The sequence below is a fragment of the Rhodopirellula maiorica SM1 genome (genome assembly GCF_000346295.1).
Taxonomy (GTDB): domain Bacteria; phylum Planctomycetota; class Planctomycetia; order Pirellulales; family Pirellulaceae; genus Novipirellula; species Novipirellula maiorica.
Window position 1 is genome coordinate 1 of the sequence record NZ_ANOG01000267.1, and the last position, 1,607, is coordinate 1,607.

General features: G+C 56.4%; 2 protein-coding genes. Both read right to left on the reverse strand.

Going from position 1 to position 1,607, the window contains the following annotated elements:
* The coding region (locus tag RMSM_RS08420) for a sulfatase-like hydrolase/transferase (protein ID WP_008694175.1) at positions 1-796 on the reverse strand (796 nt) is incomplete at its 3' end.
* Position 797: 1 nt separating this feature from the next.
* The coding region (locus tag RMSM_RS08425; RefSeq protein ID WP_040764852.1) for a sulfatase-like hydrolase/transferase at positions 798-1,607 on the reverse strand (810 nt) is incomplete at its 5' end.

The window sequence follows — 1,607 nt, forward strand, 5'->3', positions numbered from 1 at the left end:
GCCACGGTCCGTTGTCGCTGGTAAAGATGATGTAGGTGCTCTCGTCGAGCCCCAATTCCTTCACCTGGTCGAGCACACGCCCCACGTTGAAATCAATCTCCTCGATCACGTCCCCGTAGAATCCGCCCGCCGATTTGCCCTTGAACTCCGCTGAAACGGCAAGCTTGGTGTGCGGCATGGTGTGCGCTAGATAGACAAAGAAGGGTGCATCCTTGTTGCTCTGAATAAACTCAATCGCCTCGTCGGTGTACCGCCGAGTCAACGTGGACATGTCGACATTTCGCTCCACCATTTCCGTATCGCGAATCAGGTGGACCACTCGGTCGTTGCTGCTGGCGGTGCCAAAATACGTGTCAAAACCCTGGTGTGGCGGTAGCAACTTTCGCTTGTAATGCTCTGGGTTGTGTCCGGCCAAATCCCACTTGCCGAAGGCCCCGGTCGCGTAGCCCTGCTCGCTGAGCACCTCGGCGATGGTGATCTCGTTCAGGTGCAATTCGGGATGGATCGAGTCGGGATCGGATTGCCGGGCCAACCGCAGTGGGTAGCACCCCGTCATCAGTGCAGCCCGCGATGGCCCGCATACGGTTTGGGCATAGAAGCTGGTGAACCGCATGCCTTCGGCAGCCATCTGGTCGATCCGCGGCGTCTTGATATCCGGCGACCCGAAGCAGCCCAGGTCCTGATACCCCTGGTCGTCGGTGAAGATGACGATGAAGTTTGGCTTGTCTGCCTGGGCGGTCCCCGCGACGGCAGCAAACAAGACAAGCGAAAGAGTGAGTTGGGTTAGTTTGTTCATGTTAGTTCTTGCTGGGGCGGTAGTGTGGGGTGCCTTTGAGCCATAGATAATCGGCATACTGATACGCATCTTTCCCCTTCTCGGTGCTCTCGAAGTACGAAGGTTTGCTCTGCTGATCCAATTCCTGCCAACGAGCCAGCATCGTTTGCACCCGTTCCGGCTGGGTCTTCGACAGATCGGTGGTTTCGGAAAGATCATCTTTTAAATTGAACAGCTGCGCCCCGTTTCTCTGGACAATCAGTTTGTAGTCGCCGACCCGCAAGACCCCACTTTTCTGACCTGCCTTGCGACTGGTACGCCAGAACAGTTCGTCATGCGGAGCGTCGGATGTTTGTCCGGTCATGTAGGCGGTGATGTCGGCACCATCAAGCTGCGTCTTCGAGAGATCACCGCCCGCCAATGCCACGGCGGTTGCGCCGATGTCTAGCGAAGTGACCGGATGATCTAGCAAGGTTCCTGGCTTCACTATTCCAGGCCAACGCACCACCATCGGAACGCGCAGGCCGCCTTCAAAACTGTCCCATTTTGCTCCACGCAGCGGGCGGTTGTCGCTTGTGCGTCTCATGCCGCCGTTGTCGCTTAAGAACCAGACGAGGGTATTCTCCGAAAGATCCAGCCGGTCGAGGGTTTCCAGCAGTTTTCCGATCCCCTGATCCATTTCATCGACCATGGCGGCATAGATCGAACGAGCTTGGGGCTTCACACCCGGTATCTTGGTCATTTCACTGGCAGGAAATTTTGCGATCGTTTCCTTGGGAGCCTCCAAGTATTCGTGCGGCGCGTTGTAGGACATGAAAAGAAAGAATGGTTT